The sequence below is a fragment of the Gammaproteobacteria bacterium genome (assembly GCA_011375345.1).
Classification (GTDB): domain Bacteria; phylum Pseudomonadota; class Gammaproteobacteria; order DRLM01; family DRLM01; genus DRLM01.
Genome location: DRLM01000007.1, coordinates 21150 through 42660, shown reverse-complemented (window position 1 = coordinate 42660; position 21511 = coordinate 21150). Strand labels below are relative to the sequence as shown.

Annotated in this window: 19 protein-coding genes; 14 read left to right on the top strand and 5 right to left on the bottom strand. The window is 63.7% G+C overall.

The features are described from left to right. Positions 1–17: 17 nt before the first annotated feature. The 4 genes from ENJ19_00650 (at position 18) to ENJ19_00635 (ending at position 3174) form a co-directional block, all read left to right on the top strand. A complete protein-coding gene (locus tag ENJ19_00650; GenBank protein ID HHM04236.1) occupies positions 18–332 on the top strand; it encodes a hypothetical protein in 315 nt (104 codons plus the stop codon). A 17-nt stretch (positions 333–349) separates the two neighbouring features. Next, entirely contained in the window at positions 350–1876 is a 1527-nt protein-coding gene (locus ENJ19_00645) for a DUF4384 domain-containing protein (GenBank protein ID HHM04235.1), read from the top strand. A 108-nt stretch (positions 1877–1984) separates the two neighbouring features. Beyond that, positions 1985–2470, top strand: coding sequence for a hypothetical protein (locus ENJ19_00640; GenBank protein HHM04234.1), 486 nt, complete (start codon positions 1985–1987; stop codon positions 2468–2470). After that, positions 2467–3174 (top strand): DUF2807 domain-containing protein, encoded by a 708-nt coding sequence (locus ENJ19_00635; protein ID HHM04233.1) that lies wholly within the window; start codon positions 2467–2469, stop codon positions 3172–3174. The genes ENJ19_00640 and ENJ19_00635 overlap by 4 nt, the downstream gene beginning before the upstream one ends. A 24-nt stretch (positions 3175–3198) precedes the next feature. Here ENJ19_00635 and ENJ19_00630 read toward each other — a convergent pair whose 3' ends face one another. Then, positions 3199–3945 (bottom strand): pteridine reductase, encoded by a 747-nt coding sequence (locus tag ENJ19_00630; GenBank protein HHM04232.1) that lies wholly within the window; start codon positions 3943–3945, stop codon positions 3199–3201. A 48-nt stretch (positions 3946–3993) separates the two neighbouring features. On the opposite strand from ENJ19_00630, the gene ENJ19_00625 reads away from it, so the two are divergent. Beyond that, a complete protein-coding gene (locus ENJ19_00625) occupies positions 3994–5178 on the top strand; it encodes an SAM-dependent methyltransferase (protein HHM04231.1) in 1185 nt (394 codons plus the stop codon). A gap of 15 nt (positions 5179–5193) precedes the next feature. On the opposite strand, the gene ENJ19_00620 is transcribed toward ENJ19_00625, so the two are convergent. Next, on the bottom strand, positions 5194–6396 hold the full coding sequence (locus ENJ19_00620; GenBank protein HHM04230.1) for a patatin-like phospholipase family protein: 1203 nt from the start codon (positions 6394–6396) through the stop codon (positions 5194–5196). A gap of 195 nt (positions 6397–6591) precedes the next feature. On the opposite strand from ENJ19_00620, the gene ENJ19_00615 reads away from it, so the two are divergent. The 7 genes from ENJ19_00615 to ENJ19_00585 all read left to right on the top strand — a co-directional run bounded on the left by ENJ19_00615 (position 6592) and on the right by ENJ19_00585 (position 13762). Further along, entirely contained in the window at positions 6592–7173 is a 582-nt protein-coding gene (locus ENJ19_00615) for a prepilin-type N-terminal cleavage/methylation domain-containing protein (protein HHM04229.1), read from the top strand. A gap of 8 nt (positions 7174–7181) precedes the next feature. Continuing rightward, complete coding sequence (pilV, locus tag ENJ19_00610; GenBank protein HHM04228.1) at positions 7182–7667, top strand: type IV pilus modification protein PilV; 486 nt, start codon at positions 7182–7184, stop codon at positions 7665–7667. Continuing rightward, entirely contained in the window at positions 7640–8611 is a 972-nt protein-coding gene (locus ENJ19_00605; GenBank protein ID HHM04227.1) for a pilus assembly protein PilW, read from the top strand. The genes pilV and ENJ19_00605 overlap by 28 nt, the downstream gene beginning before the upstream one ends. A 35-nt stretch (positions 8612–8646) precedes the next feature. Further along, the gene (locus ENJ19_00600) at positions 8647–9180 is read left to right on the top strand and encodes a hypothetical protein (GenBank protein ID HHM04226.1); all 534 of its coding nucleotides are present in this window, start codon (positions 8647–8649) and stop codon (positions 9178–9180) included. A gap of 41 nt (positions 9181–9221) precedes the next feature. After that, the gene (locus tag ENJ19_00595) at positions 9222–12737 is read left to right on the top strand and encodes a hypothetical protein (GenBank protein ID HHM04225.1); all 3516 of its coding nucleotides are present in this window, start codon (positions 9222–9224) and stop codon (positions 12735–12737) included. 22 nt (positions 12738–12759) lie between these two features. After that, positions 12760–13116: a hypothetical protein gene (locus ENJ19_00590; protein HHM04224.1), complete on the top strand. Its 357-nt coding sequence runs from the start codon at positions 12760–12762 to the stop codon at positions 13114–13116. A gap of 247 nt (positions 13117–13363) precedes the next feature. Beyond that, positions 13364–13762, top strand: coding sequence for a prepilin-type N-terminal cleavage/methylation domain-containing protein (locus ENJ19_00585; protein ID HHM04223.1), 399 nt, complete (start codon positions 13364–13366; stop codon positions 13760–13762). On the opposite strand, the gene ENJ19_00580 is transcribed toward ENJ19_00585, so the two are convergent. Next, the gene (locus ENJ19_00580) at positions 13763–14455 is read right to left on the bottom strand and encodes an NrdJb (GenBank protein HHM04222.1); all 693 of its coding nucleotides are present in this window, start codon (positions 14453–14455) and stop codon (positions 13763–13765) included. A 52-nt stretch (positions 14456–14507) separates the two neighbouring features. Beyond that, complete coding sequence (locus ENJ19_00575) at positions 14508–16661, bottom strand: adenosylcobalamin-dependent ribonucleoside-diphosphate reductase (protein ID HHM04221.1); 2154 nt, start codon at positions 16659–16661, stop codon at positions 14508–14510. 434 nt (positions 16662–17095) lie between these two features. Between ENJ19_00575 and ENJ19_00570 the strand changes: the two genes are divergently transcribed. Beyond that, positions 17096–17629, top strand: a complete 534-nt coding sequence (locus tag ENJ19_00570) for a DUF4142 domain-containing protein (protein ID HHM04220.1) — start codon at positions 17096–17098, stop codon at positions 17627–17629. A 125-nt stretch (positions 17630–17754) separates the two neighbouring features. Then, positions 17755–18420: a Crp/Fnr family transcriptional regulator gene (locus ENJ19_00565; protein HHM04219.1), complete on the top strand. Its 666-nt coding sequence runs from the start codon at positions 17755–17757 to the stop codon at positions 18418–18420. Here ENJ19_00565 and ENJ19_00560 read toward each other — a convergent pair. After that, positions 18367–21504 (bottom strand): efflux RND transporter permease subunit, encoded by a 3138-nt coding sequence (locus ENJ19_00560; GenBank protein HHM04218.1) that lies wholly within the window; start codon positions 21502–21504, stop codon positions 18367–18369. The two genes, ENJ19_00565 and ENJ19_00560, sit on opposite strands and share 54 nt — an antisense overlap. Between the last annotated feature and the right edge of the window lie 7 nt (positions 21505–21511).

Here is a 21511-nt window from a genome sequence, read left to right as displayed (position 1 = left end):
CCACCGAGGTGACCAGAATGAACAAAACCTTATGCAGCGCCCTGATGAGCACGGCCTTGTTGTGCACGCCGGCCTGGGGCAGTGATCTGGACGATGGCATCGCCATTGACGAACCCGTTAACGACAGCGTGCAGGTGGACACCAACACCACCTTCACCGTGGTTCATGCGAAAACCAAGGCCCGGGCCCAGTCCTCCGGTTCGTCCACTGACACGGTGACCGCAGACGGCAACGGTCTCGGCAACATCAACATCGGTGCGGGCGTGGATTTATCGGGTGCCACCATCATCAATCTTTCCGACAACGAAAACAGCACTGTCATCTCAGAGTAAACCCAGGGGGAGTCGACATGAGCAGAAGCAACGAAAAACAACGGCCGCCGCAAGCTCCGCGCCTGACCCGGTCCGCGGTGGTGGCGGCGGGCATTTTGGCTTTTTCCGGCTGTGCCTACCATCCGCACAATGTGGATGTCTCCCTGCAACCCGAACTGCCCCACACCACCAGCAGCACGTTCAACGACACGCTGTATGAGTTCGGCCTGATGTCAGAAATCTACGGCGCGCCCAAGGTGCACATCATGGCCCGGGACATCTTTGACAACACCGGTTCCTCCGTGGCCACCAGCGCGGAAATTCCCCGGGACGTGACGGAGATGCTGAAAAGCACGCTGAACGCCATTGGCGGCCAGGTGGTGTACATCCCCTATGACCCGGAATTCATGCTCAACTCGGCCAACACCGGCTACTCGGGTTTCCAATCCAAATTATTGCCTGACGTGGTGGTCTCCGGCGGCATCACCGAATTCGACCGCGGCCTGGAGACCCGCGGCAAAAACACCGACCTCAGCCTGGCAGGCAAGCTGGACGGCAACGCCCTCGGCGCCGAGTTTTCCGATGCCAACAAATATTCCGTGGCCAGCATCACTTTGGACTTCAACCTGGTGGATTTCGAGACCCTGGCCGGCGTGCCCCGCATGCAGGCGGTGAACTCGGTGAAAGTGCACAAGGCCTCGGCGGAAAACGCCATCGGCTTTTCCATCGTCGGCAACTCCATCGGCTTTCAGGGTACTGTGAAAAAAGTGCAGGGCCGCCACGCCGCCGTGCGCATGCTGGTGCACGCCAGCATGATCCAACTGCTGGGCAAATACCTGAAACTGCCTTACTGGCGCCTGGTACCCGGCGCGAAGCGCGACCCGGTGGTGATCGGGCAGATGACCGAGAGGTTTTACACCATGACCCAGGCCGAGCGCATCAAGGCCATGCAGGAATATCTGGTGCTCAACGGCCACCCCCTGCCCATCACCGCGCGCCTGGATGCGGCGACGAAGCAGGCCCTGGCCAGCTTCAGCGCCACCCACATGGAGGCCACGGGGCGGGTGGATCTGGCCACCTATCTTGCCCTGTATGAATCGGTGGACATCAGCCCCGCCACCTTGGCCAAACGCCGCATGCTCAAGGGCATGAGGGTGACCGGCAACGGCGCGCACACCGCCATCAGCGAAGACGGCCTGCTCAGGCTTACCACCGATGCGGCCAGTTACCGCATCGGCGACAAGATTCAGCTCGCCGTGGAAGTGGCCAAACCCTTGTACGTGAAAATCTACAACATCAGCTCCACTGGCGAAGTGTGGGAGCTGCTGCCGGGCAAAGGCGAACAAGCCATGCTGCTCACCCCCGGGAAAAGCTATACCGTGCCGCCCCAAAGCGCCGGCTACGTGCTCGAGGTAGTGGGACCGGCGGGGGAAGACCGGGTGGTGGCCCTGGCGACCAGCGTGCCCCTGGAGGAACTGCCTGTCGCCGCGAACGAGGCCGGTTTGCCGGACGAGGTGCTGGCCCGCTTCGACACCCGGGTGGACATGCGTATTGCCATCAGGTAATGCCCCTTTGCGCCCCCCGTGGCGGAAAGGGGCAGCCTGGCGGCCGCGGCCGCGACAGCGCCATCAACACCCCACCAACGGACAATGGACAATTACATGTTTGCATCAATGTCACGGCATAGTGCAGGACTGCTCTGCCTGCTCACGCTGGCGGGCCTGCCAGACCTGAACAGCGACAGCGCCGCCGCCGGAATCGCCACCGCAGCGCAACACAGCGCCGGCGAGCCGGTGCAGGCAACGGCTGCCGCCGCCGGGGAAAACGGGGTCGCCCCGGAGCAGCAGGAGGGCGTAGACAAAACACCGGTTCTCAGTGCCATTACGCTACGCATTCAGCCCCTGGGCGGCATGCCGGACAGCAAAACCCGGCCCGCCAGGCTGTCTTTCATCATCACGGTGGAGGGCTATGGCGACCATGCGTACGTTTATGGCGAGCTGAGCCCCGTCAGCGAATCGGATCTGGAAGGCTACCTCTACACCCAGGACGGCGCCCGTGTTTATCTTTATGGTCACAAAGAGCGGGGCGGCATCATCAACGCCTATGACAAGGCGGGACACCACTACCTGCTCAGCCCCTGGCAGGCCAAAGCACGATGAGTCCCGGCCGCCACCAAGCCGGCGTGCTTTTGGCTGCCGCGCTGGCGCTCCCGGCGGCGCCCGCCGGCGGAGCGGCAGAGCTGGAGGGCGTGGAACTCAGCGTCACCGCGTCCTCCGCACCCCTGGTGCGCGGCTCCGGCCGCGCGGCCACCGTGATGCATCCCCTGCCCGCATTCACGCAACTGGTGGTGGATGGCGGGATGGACGTGCGCATCAAGGTGGACGCGGCGCCGGCCATGACGGTGAGCGGCGATGACAATATCGTGCCGCTGGTGCGGCTCCGCGTGGCGGGGCGGACGGCCACTCTGGACACCAGGGGTTCCTATCTCGCCACCTTGCCTGTCCAGGTCACCTTGTCCCTGCCGGCACTTGCGCGGGTGATCCACCAGGGCGCGGGCACGGTGACCCTGGCAGGACTGCAGGCCACATCGCTGGCGCTGGCAAGCACGGGGGCGGGGGATCTCCGCGCCGCCGGCCGGGTGCGGCGCCTCCACCTCATCAGCGAAGGCAGCGGCGATATGGATCTCGCCGCCTTGCGCGCCCGCGAGGCGGACGTGACGGCTGCCGGCGCGGGCGATGTGCGGCTGTGGGTGAGTGGCGCGCTGCGGCTCACGCTGACGGGCAGCGGCGATGTGGAACTGGCCGGCGACGCCCGCCTGGAGCGGGTGGAGCGGGACGGTGCCGGGGAACTGTGGCGACGCTGACGGCCATGACCGCCAGTGGCCCCGTCAATAGCTCAGGGAACGGCCGCCGTCCACGGTCAGTACCTGGCCGGTCATGTAGTCCGCCTCCTGCACCAGGTAACGCACCGCCCGCGCCACGTCGAGGGGATCGCCCTGGCGTTTGAGGGCGGTGCGGGAAATGATGTAGTGGCGGGTCTCGGCGCTGGCGCCGTGCTCCGGCCACAAGATGGCACCGGGGGCCACGGCATTAACCCGGACTGCGGGCCCCAGTTCGCGCGCCAGGGCGCGGGTGAGCATGACCAGCCCGGCCTTGGCGATGCTGTAAACGGGGTGGTTTTTCAAAGGCCGCTCGGCGTGAATGTCCACAATGTTGACGATAGCCCCGCCCGCCGCCGTGAGAAGCGGCGCGGCGGCCTGGGCCAGAAAAAAAGGCGCCTTGAGATTGGTGCCCAGCAAATCGTCCCACTGGGCTTCGCTCACCTCCCCCAGCGGCGTGGGATAGAAGCTGGAGGCGTTGTTCACCAGCACATCCAGCCGGCCCCAGACCGCGGCGGCTTCGCCCACCAGGGCCGGCAGCGCCGCGCTGTTCAAAAGATCGCCCCGCAGCAGCACCACCGACGCGGCACGGTGGGCCACCAGGCGCCGCTGCAGCGCCTCGGCTGCTTCGCGCGAGTGGCGGTAGTGCACCACCACGTTCATTCCGCCCCGATGCAAGGTCTCCGCGATGGCTGCGCCCACGCGGTGGGCGGCGCCGGTGATGAGGGCGACTTTGGGTGTATCATTGCCGCTCATGAGTCACTCCCTGGCTTTTTGCCACTTTAGCAGACCGCGAGCATGCCCATGCACCCAGCCGACCCCGGCCTGCCGCCGCCGGACCCCGCCGCCGCCGCCCACAGCGCAAGACTGATCTCCCACATCCGCGGGGCCATGAGGGCCGCCGGGGGACGCCTGCCCTTCGACCGCTACATGGCGCTGGCCCTGCACGCACCGGGCCTGGGCTACTACAGCGCCGGGGCGCGCAAATTCGGCGCCGGCGGCGATTTTGTCACGGCCCCGGAAATCTCACCCCTGTTCAGCCGCTGCGTGGCGCGCCAGGCGGCGGCGGTACTGGCAGAACTGGGCGGTGGCGAGGTGCTGGAAGTGGGGGCCGGCTCCGGCGCCATGGCGGCAGCGGTGCTGACGGAACTGGCAGCCCTGGGGCAGGTGCCCGAGCGCTATGCCATACTCGAACTCAGCGGTGACTTGCGCCAGCGGCAACAGGCCACCGTGGCCAGGCACGCCCCGGCGCTGGCGGAGCGGGTGGTGTGGCTGGAGACGCTGCCCGCGGCCGGTTTTCGCGGCGTGGTGCTGGCCAATGAACTCCTCGACGCCCTGCCCGTGCGCCGTTTCCTGGTCACCGAAGACGAACTGTTGGAGGCCTATGTAGGCTGGGAGAACGGCCGCTTCGCCTGGACCGCCGGGATGCCTCAGGACGGGCAGCTCGGGGCGCGGGTGCGGCTGCTGCGCGAGGCGCTGGGAGAAGAAACCCTCTACCCGGGCTATGCCTCGGAAATCAATTTTGCCGCCGAAGCATGGCTGGCCAGCCTGGCGAAGCAGCTGGACGCCGGCATGATCTTGCTGATCGATTACGGCTATCCCCGCCACGAGTACTATCATCCCGCGCGCCGCAATGGCACCCTCATGTGCCATTACCGCCACCGCGCCCACGACGACCCCCTGATCCTGCCGGGCCTGCAGGACATCACCTGCCATGTGGACTTCACCGCCCTGGCCGAGGCCGGCTGCGCAGCCGGTCTGGAGGTGGCCGGCTACACCACCCAGGGCTATTTCCTGCTGGGCACCGGCATCACCGAAATGCAGCCCCCGGCCGCCGACCCGCGCCAGCAACTGGAATGGGCGCAGCAGATCAAAACTCTCACCCTGCCCCACGAAATGGGGGAGTTATTCAAGGTGCTGGCGCTGACACGGGACGTGGCCGGGCCCCTCAGCGGCTTTCAGATGCGGGATTTGCGAGACAGATTGTGATTTATTGCGTTGCCTTTACATCCTCCGGCCGTTCTCCCCCGCCGTCCTGGCACGCAGTTCCAGGGCGGGTTCCACCTCCAGGAAAGCCAGGATTTTTTCCTTTTGCGCCATGGCGTCGTGATAACCCAGGGCAATGAGTTCCTGGCAATACTCCCGCTCGAACAGCAGATAGCTCAACAGATTGGAGCCGTTGCGGCGCAGCCCGCCGATGCCCTTGAGCAGAAAGGCGATGCTGCGCGGCAGGCGGTGGGCATGACGCAGGGCGATGTCATCCAACTCCTGGCTGGGGGAGATCACCAGCACCTCCACCGGGCGCAGGCGCACGTTCCCTTCCCGCAGCTCCTGGTCGGGAATGAGGCTGATGGTGCGGTTGATGCGCTGCAACCGTTCCAGGTCCGCCTCCAGGGCGTCGAGAAAGATGCTGTTCAACACATGGCCGGCGATTTGCGCCACGGATGGATAACCCTCCGAGCGCAACCGCTCCGCTTGCTCTTGCTCCGTGCGCGCCCCGACGATCAGTACTTTGTCCGCCCCCAGGTGCAAGCTGGCGCTGATGGGGGCAATCTGCCGCATGGAGCCGTCGCCGAAATATTCCCGGTGAATTCTGGCGGCTTCAAAGACAAAGGGAATGGCCGAGGAGGCCAGCAAATGCTCTACGTTGATCTGCGCCGGACAGCCGCAGCGACGCACCCGGCGCCAGGGCGGGATCTCGTGGGCGCCCTGGTAAAAGGTGACCGACTGACCCGAGGTATAGCCGGAACAAGTGATGGCCAGGGCATGCAGGTGGCCGGCGTCGATGGCGCTCTGGATGCGCTCGAAGCGCAGATTGCGCTGCAGCAACTGCCGCAGGGGCGCACGGTCCAGCAGGGCATGGGGATTGCGGCGGCCGAAACCGCCGAACATCATGGCCGCCAGCCAGCGCGAGCCGCTGCTCATGATGCCGGGCAGATCGGTGCGAAAAACGTGGTGGCAATGAAAATGTTCCCACACCGCCACCAGTTTGGCCACGGCGGAGTGGAAGTGAGCGGCGTAGATGGCCAGAGCGGCGCCGTTGATGGCGCCCGCGGAAGTGCCACTGATGATGGGAAAAGGATTGGCTGCCTGGCGCGGCAAGATCGCTGAAATGGCTCTCAGCACGCCCACCTGGTAGGCCGCCCGGGCACCGCCCCCCGCGAGCAACAAACCCGTTTTGGTGCCTGTGGAATTCGCTTCCGTCATGCTTTTTTCTAGATTTTCCTTATCCGCCTGCTGAGCATATCGGCCACCCGCCCCGACACCGCAGGGTGCGAAATTGAGAACCCGCTCACAGCGGCGCCCCTCCCGCCCCGTTACAGTTGAAGATGCCGCACTGGGCCGGCCGTCAACGGTAAATCAGCGATAAAACCCCAGCCGGAAATGCCGATATATCCAGGTATGACACACCCTATCACTATATCACCGACACCGTGCCGGACGAGGGCGGGCTTCACTTTGCCCGAACTCCTGGTGACGATGTTGATTGCCGCCGTCATGGTGTCTCTGGCCGTACCCGGCGTCACCACGGTGATCAAGGACAACCGTGCGGCCACCCAGGTCAACGAATTCATCACCGCCATTCACCTCGCCCGCAGCGAGGCGATCAAGCGCGGCCAGCGGGTCACCCTCTGCAAAAGCAGCAGCGGCACCGCCTGCACCCTGTCCGACGGCTGGGAAAAGGGCTGGATCGTGTTTGCCGACGCCGACGCCGACGCGGTCTTCGATCCCGGCGAAGAACTGATCCGCGTTCACGGCGAACTGTCCGGCTCCACCACGCTGAACGGCAGCGGCAACGTGGCCGACTACATCAGCTACGTCGCCACGGGCCTGAGCACGCTGACCAGTGGCGCCAGCCAGAGCGGTGTGGTGGTATGGTGTGATGACCGCGGCTTTGGCGACGACGCGCGCGCCATCAGCCTGTCCCCCACCGGCCGCGCCCGCGCCGTTGAAGCCAGCGCCAGCGGCGCCAGCGGTTGTTGAGGCGCACCATGAGTTCCGTGCCTTGGCGCCAAAGCGGCTTCACCCTCTTCGAAGTGCTCATTGCGGTACTGATCTTGTCCATCGGCCTGCTGGGCATCGCCGGGCTGCAAACCGCCTCGCTCAAAAGCAATCACAGCGCCTATCAGCGCAGCCAGGCCGCGCTGCTGGCCTACGACATGATCGACCGCATGCGGGCCAACCAAACGGGGGTGGCCGCCGGCGCCTATAACGACCTCGATGGCAGCTCGTCCGACCCCGGTTGCATCTCCAGCGGCTGCAGCGCCGCTGCCATGGCTCAGTACGACGACTACCAGTGGGGCACGGCCATCAGCCAGCTGCTGCCCGCCGGCAAGGGCAAGGTGAGCGGTGCCGGCACTGGCTCAGTGTTCACCGTCACCGTGATGTGGGACGACGACCAGACCGGCGCCACCGGCGAGGACTGCAGCGGCGCCAGTGGTGACCTGAAATGCCTGTCCGTGAGTACCCAGCTGTGAGGCCACGGCAGACCGGCGCCCCCCGTCCACTCCAGCAGGGGCTGACCCTGGTGGAACTGATGGTGGCCATTACCGCGGGCCTGCTGTTACTGGCCGGTATCGTGCAGATATTGATCAGCACCAAGGCCAATTACCGCCTGCAGGAAGCCATGGCCAGGATGCAGGAAGATGGCCGCGTGGCCATGCACTTTCTCAGCGAAGACATTCGTAAAACGGACTACTGGGGCTGCCAGCCCGATATCTCGGATATGACCAACGGCCTGAATTCAGGCGGCGAGGGTTACATCAATATCGGCAACGGCGGCGTGGAAGGAACAGAGGGCGGTGCCGACCCCGATACCCTGACCTTGCGGGGCGGGGCAGGCAACGGCGCGACCGTCGTCGATCCGTTTATGCCCACGCCTTCCTCGGCACTGTTCGTGAGCGCCGATGCGGATCTGGAAGACGGCGATATTCTCATCGTCAGCGATTGCACCGGCGGCGATGTCTTCCAGGCCACCAATGTGAGCACCACCGGTTCCAAAACCACCGTGGTGCACAACCCCGGCGGCAGCGCGACGCCGGGCAACGCCAGCGGCGATCTGTCCAAGGTCTACCGCGGCGATGCCTCCATCTACAAATTGCAGGAAATCACCTATTCCATTCAAAACGGCGCCAGCGGCGAGCCGGCCCTGTTCCGCTCGGAAAACGGCGTGGCCCAGGAACTGGTGGAAGGGGTGGAGGACATGCAGATCCTCTACGGCGAAGACACCACCGGTGACGGCACCGCCGACCGCTATGTGCAGGCCGACGCGGCGGGCCTGGACATGGAAGCGGTGGTCAGCATCCGCGTCATCCTGACCCTGCGCAGCGCCGATTTTCTCAGCCTGGACGACAGCGGTGCCGACCGGCGCATCCGCCGCTATTTCACCACCACCGTGGCGTTGCGCAACCGCACCGGCTGACGGCCGGGTGGCGTTTGATGTAAGAGGTGCCCGTGATGAACAAACACACTTGTTTTTTTCCCACCGCGCAAAGAGGCTCGGTGCTCATCGTCAGCCTGTTGATTCTCATCGTCATGAGCCTGATCGGGCTCACCGCGGCCCGCACCAGCACCATGGAGGAAAGGATGGCGGGCAACAGCCGCGACCGCGGCCTGGCCTTCGAAGCCTCGGAGACCGCCTTGCGGGATGCCGAAGCCTATCTCAACACCATCGTCGCCATCACCGACTTCGACGGCAGCGGCGGCCTCTATGGCGAAGACGATACCGAACCCGACTACACCGCCGCCGGGACCTGGAGCAGCACCGGCTCGGTGGAATACAGCGGCACCATAGACGGCGTCAACAGCAAGCCCCGTTACATCATCAAACATGTGGGCACCGTAACGGGGGACAGCGACAACCTCACTGTCAGCGGCTACGGCGCCTACCGCAGCGGTGATGTGGACACCTTCCGCGTGACCGCCCGCGGCACCGGCGCCACCGACACCGCCACCGTCTTGTTGCAAAGCCACTTCGGGCGGCAGTTCTGACACGCGGGTCTTAACTTGTGGCTGAATTGAAGAGGTAGAACATGAAAACGAGTCATTCAGGTAGCAAAGCGGATCACCGCCAGCCATGGACGACTCTGTTGGCCGCCCTGCTGGCGGCTATGGGCACCGTGCACGCCGCCCCGGGCACCCTGGCCACCTCACCGCTGTTTCTGAGCACCGCGGTGGAACCCAATGTGCAGTTTTTGCTGGACAACTCCGGCAGCATGGAATGGGACTTGCTGGTGCAGGACGGCACCAGCGGCCTGCCCGACATCGGGGGCTGGACGGGGAACTACTATATCCTGCCCAGCGCCAACAACGGCCTGGATGAAGACTTCGGGGGTGATCACCCTTACGTCACCCCTGACGAAGATTCGGTAGCGGGCGCATGGCGCACCCGCAACCACAATTACAACACCCTGTATTACAACCCCAACGTGACCTACCAGCCCTGGCCCGGGGTGGACAGCTCGGGCAACGCGCTCTACAACGACGCCAACCCCAGCGCCGCCCCGGTGGATCCTGACAACCCCGGCGGCGCCACCTTGAATCTGACTGCCAATACCTCGTTTTGGAACTTTACCTGGAACGACGGCTGGTATTGGGAGACGATTTTTCCCGCCTACTACTTTACCTGGACGGACAGCGACGGTGATGGCGTGGTGGACGAGAGCGACGTCCACACCAAGGTGGAGATCGTCCCCGCCACCGCCACTTACAGCGGCAGCGCCGCCCGCAGCGATTGCGCCGCCGCGCCCATCTGCACCTATGCCGAAGAAATCCAGAACTTCGCCAACTGGTACACCTATTACCGCAAGCGCTCCTACGTGGCCAAGGCCGCCATCGGCAATGTGGTAAACGCCACCAGCGCCAAGCGCATGGGCCTGCACGTCTACAACGGCGGCCTGGAGCGTGATCTCGACACCATGAGCGACAGCAGCGTCAAGACCGGCATGCTGAGCACCGTTTACAACCTGGACATCCCCTGCACCTGGACCACCTGTCCCGGCACACCAGCGCGCAACGCCCTGGAGACCGTGGGCGAATATTTCGAAAACGATGCCGACGCCATTTTTTCCGAGAGCGACGGCGGGGCCTGCCAGCAGAACTTCTCGGTGGTCATTTCCGACGGCTACTGGAACGGCTGGGATCCCGGGGTGGGCAATGCCGACGGCGACGACAGCAGCGCCTTCGACGGCGCGCCCTACGCCGATGCCGTCGCCGAAACCCTGGGCGATGTGGCCATGCTCTACTACGAGACCGACCTCAAGCCCGGCCTGGATGACATCGTGCCCACCATCACGGGAGTGGACGAGGCCGAGCACCAGCACATGGTGACCTTTGCCGTGGCCTTCGGCGTGGCGGGCACGCTGGATCCGGCCACCCAGGATCCCACCGATGCCGAATTTTCCTGGCCCGATCCCACCGATGCCTTCGACGAAGAGCGGGTGGATGATCTGTGGCACGCCGCATACAACGGCCGGGGAAAATTCCTGAGCGCCCAGAACCCGGCGGAACTGACGGACGGCCTGGTGGACGCCCTGGCCGCCATCACCGACCGGGCGGGTTCAGCCGCCGCCGTGGCGTTCAATTCCACCTCGCTGAACACCACCAGTTCGGTGTTTCTCGCCCTGTTCAATTCCGAGGGCTGGAGCGGCGATTTGTCCGCCTATCCCCTGGACGCGGTCACCGGCGAAGTGCAGTCCACGGCGCTCTGGCAGGCGGCCACGGAGCTGGACGCCAGAAACATCTCCTCCACGCCGCGGGTGATCCTGAGCTACGACGGCAGCCAGGGCATCCCCTTTCAGTGGGACAATCTCACCACGGCCCAGCAAAATGATCTGCGCACCAACGCCAACGGGGGCACGGACAGCGAGGCCCTGGGCCAGAGCCGGCTGGACTTCATCCGCGGCGACCGCAGCAACGAAGGCACGGGCAACAATTTCCGGGTACGCGCCAGCCGCCTGGGTGACGTGGTGCACGCCGGCCCGGTGCACGTGGGCAAACCCGAGCTGAACTGGCCGGCGGTGGCCCCCTTTCCCACCGGCGCGGGCGAACGCTACTTCGAGTTCCGTTCGGCCCAGGCCGACCGCCAGGGGGTGGTCTACATCGGCGCCAACGACGGCATGCTGCACGGTTTCGACAGCGACACCGGCGAAGAAGTGTTGGCCTATATTCCCGCCAGCCTGTTTTCCACCGATACCAGCGGCGGGCTGCATTATCTGGCGGATCCCGGCTACACCCACCGCTACTACGTGGACCTCACCCCCGTGGTGTCCGACGCCTACATCGCCGGTCCCGGCGGCAGCACCGCCGCCTGGCGCTCGGTACTCATCGGTGGCTTGCGGGGCGGCGGGCGCGGCTATTTTGCCCTGGACGTGACCAATCCCAACCTCTTCGATGAAAGCAATGCGGATCAGATCGTCATGTGGGAATTCACTTCCGCCGACGATGCCGACCTGGGCTACAGCTTCAGTACGCCCACCATCGCCATGATGGCCAACGACCGTTGGGCGGCGGTGTTCGGCAACGGCTACAACGACAGCGGCAGCGGCGAAGCCCAGTTGTTCATCGTCTACCTGGACGGCGGCCTGGATGGCAGCTGGACCGAGGGCGATGACTACATCAAGATCAGCACCGAGGTGGGCAGCAGCTCGGACCGCAACGGCCTGTCCACCCCGGCGGTGGTGGATCTGGACGGCGACGGCGTGGCGGAGCGCATCTACGCCGGCGATATCAAAGGCAACCTGTGGGCCTTTGACGTGGACAACAGCAACGATTCCAAGTGGAAGGTGGCCTACAAGCTGGGCAGCACGCCCAAACCCCTGTTCATCGCCGGATCCACCCAGCCCATCACCAGCCCCCCGGTGGTGGTGCGCCACAGCGACGAGCCCGGCGGCACCAGCAACGAACCGGACACCCTGGTGTTGTTTGGCACCGGCCAATACTTGGTGGACGCAGACAAAAGCAACACCGACACCCAGGCATTTTACGGGGTGTGGGACCACGGTAAAAAAGAACTCGAAATCAGCGATCTCAAGGAACAGGAATTCCTGTCAGGCTTCCCCGCGGACATGCGGGTATCCAGTGACTACTCGGTGGCATACGACACTTCGGGCAGCGGCCAGGAGCACGGTTGGTATATCAACCTGCCCAGCCCCGGCGAACGGATGGTGACCCATCCCATCGTGCGCGGCGACATCGTCTATTTCAACACCCTCATTCCCTCCACCGACGCCTGCACCTTCGGCGGCTCAGGCTGGTTGATGTCCCTGAACTACAAAACCGGCGCCCGCCCCGACGATGCGGTGTTCGATTACAACAACGACGGCCTGGTGGACGACAACGATCTGCTGTCCTCTTCCAGCCTGTCCAATGTGGCGGCCAGCGGCCAGCTCTTCGATCAGGGCCTGCCGGCCTCCCCCGCGGTGCTGGGTGACCGCCAGTACACCGCCGGCACCAAAACCGACAGCGGTGACGACATCAATGACCGGGCTATTGAACGCCTGCCCAGCACCGGCACGGGACGCTTGTCCTGGACCGAACTCGAGCAATGATTGATTCCAGGAGGACGCGGCCATGAACAAGACTTTGCTGGTAGTACTGCTGACCCTCGGCCTGTCCGCCACCGCCGGAGCGGAGCGGGACAATGCCCGCCTGCCCGGGACAGCGCCGACATCCGGGACAAGTTTGCACGTCGGTGTCATCCAGAAAGTGGATCTGGAAGCCTTCACCATCATCATCAACGATGCCCAGCTCGCCCTGCATCCCCGGGCCCGGGTGAAAACGGCCTTGAGCAACAGCGCCACAGTATACGAATTGCGGCCAGGCATGCAGGTGCGCGCCCACTATATGCGCAGCGGGCACAGAAAACTGGTGACCGACATCGAGGTCATGCCCCCGGGTTCGGGGCCGATACCGAGGAGGCGGCCCTGACCCGCATCCTTCACCAGGGGGCAAGATAATCGCCGCCGGACTTTGCTTTTACCCGGCATGCTCCGGACAAGCGCAGCCCACGGCTCCCGAGTGGAGAAAATCCGCGGTCAACGTAACAACCAGCCCGATGGTGCGGATCCGGTGGAAAACGCGGGCTGGCAAAGGGTGAGGGCTGTTCCAGGCAAAGCAGTGTGGTTCGGGGCGGCGCCAGGCGCCGCAAAACAACGACTCAACAGCAGGTACGGATATGATGGCAAGAAATGGTTTTACCTTGGTGGAAGTGATGATCGTGATGGTCATCCTCGCCATAGTGGCAGCGGTGGCCTACCCCTCCCTTCAATCGCAGCTCACCAAAACCCGCCGCAGCGATGCGCAATCATCACTGATGCAAACCGCCCAGAACCTGGAGCGCTGCTTCACCGAGTTCGGTGCCTACAACAACGCCAATTGCCCGGTGCCGGCCAGTGCCGACTCCGACGAGGGGCATTACACCATCACCGTGGCAAGCACCGCCTCCACCTTCACCGCCACTGCGACGCCAAAATCCACCAGCGCCCAGGCCAACGATGCCGAATGCACCACCCTGACGTTGTCCCATACCGGCGCCAAGGGCGCTACCGGTTCCAATACCGATGCCTGCTGGTGATCAGCCGCATTTGGAATCGCCACAGTTAAGGCAGGTCAGACAACCGTCCATGACAATGACCGCCTTGGTCTGGCATTTGCCGCAAAGCTGGGCGGACTCCGGAAAATCGCCATCCGCGCCGGCCCCACCAGACTGCCGTGTGCCTTTTTCGTACTGGGCCCGCTTTTCCGCCACCAGCTTCTTTTGGTGCTCGTCCAGACCTTCATCCTTGATCAGACCGATCACCCGCAGATGGTGTTCGATGGCATCGCCGATTTCCGCCACCAGTGAAGGCATGTATTTGCCGCCTTTTTTGAAATACCCGCCACGCGGGTCGAACACCGCCTTGAGTTCCTCGACCAGGAAGGTCACATCACCGCCTTTGCGGAACACGGCGGAGACAATGCGGGTCAGGGCCACAATCCACTGAAAGTGGTCCATGTTCTTGGAGTTGATGAAGATCTCGAAAGGCCGGCGCAATTCGTGTTCGGTGCCTGGGTTCAGCACGACATCGTTGATGGTGACGTAGAGGGCATGCTCCGACAGGGGCGTTTTGATTTTATAGGTGGCGCCGAGCAGCGTTTCCGGCCGTTCAATCTTTTCGTGCATCTGGATCACTTTGGCGGGCTGTTCATCCACCGCGTCCTGCGCGGCACCGCCCGTGTCCTTGACGACGTTGTATTTGACGATTTTTTTGTCGATTTTAATGGTCATGGCTGTATCTCCGTGTTCCCGGTGCAAGGGGCGCGCAGGCGCCGCACATTGACTAGAACTTACCGTAATAGCCTTCCTTGAGGGCATCGTACAGATTGGCGGCGGTATGGGTTTCGCCGTCGTATTCGATCTCTTCATTGCCCTTGGCCTCGATCACGCTGCCGTCTTCCAGGGTGAAGCGGTAGGTGGTGTTGGCCAGATCCTGTTCCTTGACCAGCACCCCCTGGAAGGCTTCCGGATTGAAACGGAAGGTGGTACAGCCCTTCAAGCCCCGCTCATAGGCGTACATATAGATATTTTTGAAATCCTCGTAAGGGTAGTCCGTGGGCACGTTGGCGGTCTTGGAGATACTGGAATCTATCCAGCGCTGGGCCGCCGCCTGCATGTCCACGTGCTGTTGCGGGGTGATGTCATCGGCGGTGACGAAATAATCGGGCAGGGTGTTGTGTTCTTCCCCAGCGTCGGTGGCCGCCTCGGGCTTGACCAGGGCGCGGTAAGCCAACAGCTCGAAGGAGTACACATCCACCTTTTCCTTGGTTTTTTTGCCCTCCCGGATCACGTTGCGAAAATAGTGATGGGCAAAGCTGGGCTCGATGCCGTTGGAGGCATTGTTGGCCAGCGACAGGGAAATGGTGCCGGTGGGAGCGATGGAACTGTGGTGGGTGAAACGGGCCCCCACTTCCGCCAACTCGTCCACCAAAGTGGGCGCCACTTCGGCAATGCGCTGCATGTAGCGGCTGTAGCGGGCGTGCAGCACCTTGCCATTGATGGTATCACCGGGCTTCCAGCCGTCGCGCGCCATCTCCGGTCGTTTGAGCAACATTTCTTCCGTCACCGTGAATTCTTCGTTCATAATGGGCGCCGGGCCTTTCTCCCGCGCCAGCGCCACCCCGGTGCGCCATCCCTCCAGCGCCAGCTCACGGGTGACCTCTTCGGTGAAAGCGATGGAAGCGGGCGAGCCGTATTTCATCCGCAGCATGGTGAGGGTGGAACCCAGGCCCAGATAACCCATGCCGTGACGGCGTTTGCGTTCGATCTCTTCGCGTTGGCGGGCCAGCGGCAGGCCGTTGATTTCCACCACATTGTCCAGCATGCGGGTGAACACCCGCACCACCTTGCGGAATTCCTCCCAGTCGAAACGGGCGTGCTTGCTGAAAGGCTTGCGGACAAACTTGGTGAGGTTGATGGAACCCAGCAGACAGGCGCCGTACGGGGGCAGGCCCTGTTCACCGCAGGGATTGGTGGCCCGGATGTTCTCGCAGAACCAGTTGTTGTTCATCTCGTTGTACTGGTCGACAAGGATAAAGCCCGGCTCGGCGTAATCGTAAGTGGAGGACATGATCATGTCCCACAGGCGCTGGGCGCGGATTGCTTTGTAAATCCGGCAGGCCACCTGACCGGCGGGATTGGTGATGTAGCTGTCTTTGATAGGCCACTCGCGCCACACCACCTGCGCCGGGTCGTGCACGTCTATGCCGTCCGCTTCCGCCTCTGTCGGGGTCAGGGGAAAGGCCAGGGGCCACATGCGGTCGTGCCTTACCGCCTCCATGAATTCGCGGGTCACCAGCAATGACAGATTGAATTGCCTGAGCCGCCCCGGCTCCCGTTTGGCGCGGATAAAATCCATGACATCGGGATGGCCCACGTCGAAGGTGCCCATCTGCGCGCCCCGCCGGCCGCCGGCGCTGGAGACGGTAAAGCACATTTTGTCGTAGATATCCATAAAGGACAGGGGGCCGGAAGTGTACGCCCCGGCACCGGAAACGTAAGCCCCCCGGGGACGCAAGGTGGAAAACTCGTAGCCGATGCCGCAGCCCGCTTTCAGGGTCAGGCCGGCCTCATGCACCTTGTTCAGAATGTCGTCCATGGAATCGCGGATGGTGCCGGAGACGGTGCAGTTGATAGTGGAGGTGGCGGGCTTGTAGGCCTGGGCACCGGCGTTGGAGATGATGCGGCCGGCAGGAATGGCGCCGTGGCGCAGGGCCCAGAGAAACTGTTCGTACCACTGCCTGCGGGCCTCGTCAGTGCTTTCCACCTCGGCCAGGGCGCGGGCCACCCGCTGATAGGTCGCATCGATGTCCTCATCAACCACCGTGCCGTCTTTGGCCTTGAGGCGGTATTTTTTATCCCAGATATCAAGCGAGGCGGATTGCATGGGAATTTCAGTCAGGTCCACGGAAACGGCCTTCAGTGGTACGGTCTTCATAGTGATGGGGCCCCCTGGGGTGATTGGGTACAGCTCTAAGTATAGACACAATATGTTGTGGTGGGCGCCAGAATAGGGATTTGTTTCACAGGTGTCAACAAGATCCGACCCGCTTTAGGATACAACAATTAACTAATTGATATTACACTATTAATTAAATACAACAAACAGAAGCGGGGGGTTTTTTGCGTGCCGACGGCCGGTGCAGGCGAAACGGCGGAACCACAATATATTGGGGTTGTGATCTTTTGGGGTTCCGCCGCATCCAGGGCCCGCTTTCCTCATTCGCCCACTGCTGTGGCATGCAATTTCCGGCCGTTGGCACCCCATCACAAAAGACGCCGCGGTGTAACATTTGCTACAGATAATATGTGGGAATTTGCGTCATCCTGGCCCTCGCTACACCGCCGTAGCGTCACTACAGGAGACAGACAATGAATCCACTTCGCTTGAGTTTTGCGGCGCTGCTGGCCGCTTTGATGATGCTCCCGGGCCATGCCGCGGTGGCCGGTCCCCAGCTTGACGACGCCACCATATTGGCCATCTTCGATCAAGCCAACGCCATCGACATTTACACAGCGCGCATGGGCGCCAAGTACGGTCACTCGCAGGCGGTCCGGGAGCTGGGCCGGGCCGTGGCGGCCGATCACGAAATGGTGCAACAAATGGGCCGTGACCTGGCCAGAACACTGGGTATCGTGCCCACACCGCCCGCCGGCGACACCAGCGTGGCGGATCAGGCCAAGACAGTGGCGATGCTGTCGGCCCAGTCCGGAACCGGTTTCGATGCAGCCTATCTGCGGCACGAAATCGCTTATCATCAAGCCGTCATTGATGCCCTGAAAAACACCTTGCTGCCGGCCATCAGCAACCCCGAGTTCAAAGCGCTGGTGAACAAGGTGCTGCCGGGCTTTGAGCACCATCTCGCCGAAACCAAGGCGGTGGCCAGGAAGCTGGGTGTGAATTGATCTGACCGGGAGGGAGGCGAGGCGGGGGACAACAGGCCTGCCCCTGGCGTTTACCCCGCTGCCTCCGATAACAGGTGACTGATCTTCCCCCCGACCCAACGAACGTGAGCAGACATCCGGAACCGATGCCATCAGCAGCAAAACTCGACGACTTCGAGCCTTTCCGGAACTTGTCGGAAAACAGCCGGGGATTGCTGGAACAGGGATTGCGGCATGCCAGTTTCGCCGATACCGCCACGGTGCTGAGCAAGGGACAACGGATCTCGGGGGCATATGTGGTCCTGAGCGGCCAGCTGCGGGTCTTCACGCTGACCCCGAACGGCAAAGAAGCGACGCTGTATTGGATCAATCCCGGGGAAACCTGCGTGCTGGCGCTCAACTGCATCTTCAACGATTTGCTCTATCCCGCCTGGGTGGAGGCCCGGCCGGCCACCGTGGTGGCGGTGATTCCGGGGACCTTGTACCGTGCCCTGTTCGAGGCCGAGCCGGCCATTCAGAACATGACCGTGCAGGCCTTTTCCACCATCGTGTTTCGCCTGATGGCGGAACTGGAAGACATTCATGCCCACAAGCTGGAGCAGCGGCTGGCCAATTTCTTGTTGCTGCGCGCGTCGGTGGATGCCAGGGTCCGGATGACGCAGCGGGAAATCGCCTCGCATCTGGGGACATCGCGGGAGGTGATTGCCCGGGTGTTGAGCCAATTGGTGGCGGACCAATACATTGAAACCAGCCGCAATCTAATCGTGATCCACGATCCCCGCCGCCTCGCCAGACTGGCCGGCAAGGGCTGAGTGCGCCGTGCGCCGCCCCAGGACCGTGGCGGCGCTTTCGTGCACAGACAGCAAAGCAGGGATCACCAGCAAAACCAGCAGCGTGGAGAAGGCCAGGCCGAAGGAAATGGTCACCGCCATGGGAATCAGGAACTGGGCCTGGAGGGAGGTTTCGAACAGCAGCGGCAAGAGCCCGCCTATGGTGGTCAGCGAGGTGAGCAACACCGCCCTCAGGCGCTGGCAGGCTGCCTCCACGATGGCATCGCGGATGGCCATGCCCCCCTCGCGCAGGTGGCGGTAGAAGGTCACCAGGATGATGGAATCGTTGACCACAATGCCCGACAGGCCGAACAGGCCGAACAGGGACAGCACCGACAGGTCCACCCCCATGCTCCAATGCCCCACCACGGCCCCCACCAGACCGAAGGGAATGGCGGCCATGACCACCAGGGGCCAGCCGTAGGAGGCGAACACCCAGGCCAGGATCAGGTAGATCAGCACCAGACCCAGCACCGCACCCCGTTTCATGTCGGCGGTGGTTTCCCGCTGGTCGGCGGCACGGCCTTCGAAGGAGCTGGCCACCCCGAAGCGCGCCTCCAGGGCAGGCAGAATGCGCTCTTCCAGCTCCGCCAACACCTGCTGGGTCTCGTTGACCGCGGCGTCCACATCGGCGGTCACGTGCACCGCCAGGCGGCCGTCGTCGTGGCGCAGCACTTCAAAACCCCGCCGGGCGGTGAATTCGACCACCGCCGACAAAGGCACCCGCCCCCCCTCCGGCAGGGCGATGTACAACTGCCGCAAGGTGGCCAGGGTGTCCCGCTCCGCATCGGGCAGCATCACCCGCACTTCCACTTCATCCTCGCCATCATGAAAAATCTGGGCGATCCGGCCGTCGAAGGCGGCACGCAGCTGCCGGCCCACCCCGGCCACCGTCAAACCCAGGGCCAGGCCGCGGGGGGTGAGGCGGTAAATCAGTTGTTCCCGGCCATAGGCCATGTCATCCTCCACGGCGTACACGCCGGGAATGGCCTCCAGGGCGTGGGCCAGTTCCAGGGCGGCGGCTTTCACCTGCCCGGCCCCGCCCCCCACCAGGCGCACGTCCACTTCCCGTCCCGGCGGCCCGCCCTGGCGCTGCGAGACGTTGAAGCTTTCCAACCCCGCCGGCTTGTGGATGCGCGCCTCCCAGGCCCGGATGAAGGCCTGATTGCGCACCTCCCGTTGATCGGGGGAGACCAGTTCAATCACCAGGGAACCCAGGCGGTCGCCGTAGCGGTTGAAACCGCCCCCCGCCGCGCTGGCGCGGCCGTGGTAAATCACATAGCGTTGCACCAAGCCGCCGCCCAGGGCCTCGTCGGTTTCCACCAGGGTCTGTTCCAGGTGTTCCAGGAAAGCATCGGTCTGATTGCGGGGCGTGCCCGCCACGAAGGCGGCATTGGCGTAGAGGATGGTGCCTTCCGGTGCCGGAAAGAAATGAAAATTGATGCGCCCGCCCAGCACCAGGCCCAGCGACAGGATCAACACCGCCACCGCCACCGCTATGGTGGTCCAGCGGTGCGTCACCGACCAGTTGGCGAGGCGGCGGAAAGGGCCGTCGCGCAGGCGCTTGAAGGCCGTATCCAGACGGACCCGGACCGTTCCCGGCCGGGCCTGGTGAATGCGCAAAAAAGCGTGCCGCAAATGGCCCGGCAGCACCAAAAAGCATTCCACCAGGGAGGCGAGGATCACACAGATCACCACCAGCGGAATATCGAACATGATGTTGCCGATGATGCCGCCTACGATCATCAGGGGCAAAAAGGCGGCCACGGTGGTCAAGGAGGAAGACAGCACCGGCGCGAACATGCGCCGCGCCCCGCCCTCGGCGGCGTTAAGGGCCGGCTCGCCTTTTTGATAATGGGCCAGGGCATCCTCGCCCACCACGATGGCATCATCCACGATGATCCCCAAGGCCATGATCATGGCGAACAGGCTGATCATGTTAATGCTGCCGCCGGCCGCGTACAGCACCCCCAGGGCCGCCATGAAAGACACGGGAATGCCCACCGCCACCCAGAAGGCCACCCGCTGGTTGAGGAACAAAAACAGGATCAACAGCACCAGCGCCAGACCGCTGCCGGCATTTTTCAGCAGCAGGTTGATGCGCTCTTCGATAAGCTGCCACTGCTGGTCAAAGGGCGCCACCGTTACGGCCGGCGGCAGACGCGCGCGGATGTCCTCCAGCCAGTCCTCCAGGATGCGGGCAGCCGCCAGGGAATCACTGTACTCGGCCCGGGACAGCTTCAGCTCCACCGCGGGGCGGCCGTGGTCAGTCACGGCGACGCTGCGGTCCCGCGCCCGCCGTTCGATGGCGGCCACCTCGCCCAGCGTGAGCAGGCGGCCGCTGTCCGCCCGCAGCGGCAGCCCGGCGAACTCCCGCTCCGTTTTGTGCCGCTCCAGGGCGCGGAGCTGACGGCCCACCTCGTCTTCGCCGATCTCCCCGGCGGGGATGTCCTGGCTGAGGCTGTTCACCCGGTCGGCCACCTGATCCAGGGTGAGGCCCAGGGCTTCCAGGCGGGCGCCGGGGATCTGGATGGCGATTTCCTCCTCCGGCAGGCCAATGATGTCCACTTTGGCGATGCCACGGTCAAGCAACTCCCGCTCCATCTGCCGCACCAGGGCGCGCAGCTCGGCGGGGTCGGCCGGGCCGCTGACCAGCAGGTGGGCGATGGGCTCATAGCGCACGGCGCGGCGGATTTCGGGCTCTTCCGAGTCAGCCGGCAGGTTGCGCACGGCGGCCACCTTTTCCTTGACTTGTTCCAGGGCCTCGGCCATGTCCGTGCCCTCCTCGAACTCCAAGGTGATGGCGCTCACCCCGTCAGCGGAAGTGGAGGACATTTTGTGCAAGCGGTCCACGCTGCGCAGGCTTTGCTCCAGGGGGGTGGTGATGGCACTTTCCACGTCTTCCGCTGCGGCGCCGCTCCAGACCACCCGCACGATGGCGAAATCCAGGGCGAAATTGGGAAAAAACTGCACGTTGAGTTTGCTGAGGCCCCAGCCGCCCGCCAGGATCATCAGGGCCATGGTCAGATTGGCGGCCACCTTGTGGCGGGCGAAAACGCCGAGCATATCGCGC